The sequence below is a fragment of the Heyndrickxia coagulans DSM 1 = ATCC 7050 genome, from assembly GCF_000290615.1.
GTDB lineage: Bacteria > Bacillota > Bacilli > Bacillales > Bacillaceae_C > Weizmannia > Weizmannia coagulans.
Genome location: NZ_ALAS01000110.1, coordinates 1 through 904 on the forward strand (window position 1 = coordinate 1; position 904 = coordinate 904).

Consider the following 904-nt stretch of genomic DNA (forward strand, 5'->3'; position numbering starts at 1 on the left):
TCATAGTAAGAGGGGTCAACATTTCGTTCTTTTAAATGTGCTTCTATCGTATCCACAGCTGCCGGAGCCATTGCCCCTCCCATATTCAGCGGATCGGTCATCCCCATATCAATAACACGACCAATCGTAGCAGACGTAACCCTAGGACCGTCACCAGCACTGCTTAACAAAGCAGCTCCAGCACCCGTTACCGTCCATTGTGCAGTGGGCGGTTTTTGTCCACCGTATTCCGTTGGATAACGGAACTGCTTTTCAACCGCTGCATTATGACTAGAAGCACCTGTTAACAAATAGTCGGCTCCTTTGTTATTAACAATATAAGCACCAAGAGCCAGTCCCTCCATCGATGTTGAACAGGCTCCGAACAAACCGAGAAAAGGCACTCCTAGCGTGCGCATAGCAAAACTGGTAGGGGTAAGCTGATTAATCAAGTCTCCCCCCAGGAAAAACTGAATTTGCTCTTTTTGAAGACCGGCTTTTTCGATGGCTTTTTGACAGGCTTCTTCTAAAAGGATCTTGTGGGCTTTTTCATAAGAATCTTGACCTAGCCATAAATCGGAATGGAGCAGATCAAAATCTAACGCCAGCATTCCGTTCGCTTCAAAAGGTCCACCAACTGTACCAGTAGAAATAATGGCGGGCTTTTGATCGAAAACCCAAGTACGATGCCCCGTCAACATCAAAAACCACCTCGCTTTATTAAGAATCATGATCATAAACATTGGAATAGCCTGCCCGATAAGGCAAGCTTCATTACAGTTTTTCAGTACTGGTCTTTTTATCTGATTCAGATATTCGGTATATCCTAAACTATATCAATTGTTGTTTTGCCGTTTAGATACATGTACTCATTACGTTTCGTTTAAAGGTGTAAAAAAGGTTGGTTGATCCAACCAACCTTTTT

General features: G+C 43.6%; 1 protein-coding gene. It reads right to left on the reverse strand.

Features of this window, described 5'->3' with window-relative positions:
- Positions 1 to 680 (reverse strand): beta-ketoacyl-[acyl-carrier-protein] synthase family protein (locus IC21_RS05375; RefSeq protein ID WP_035180615.1); only part of this gene is annotated, 680 nt, incomplete at its 3' end.
- Positions 681 to 904: the final 224 nt, after the last annotated feature.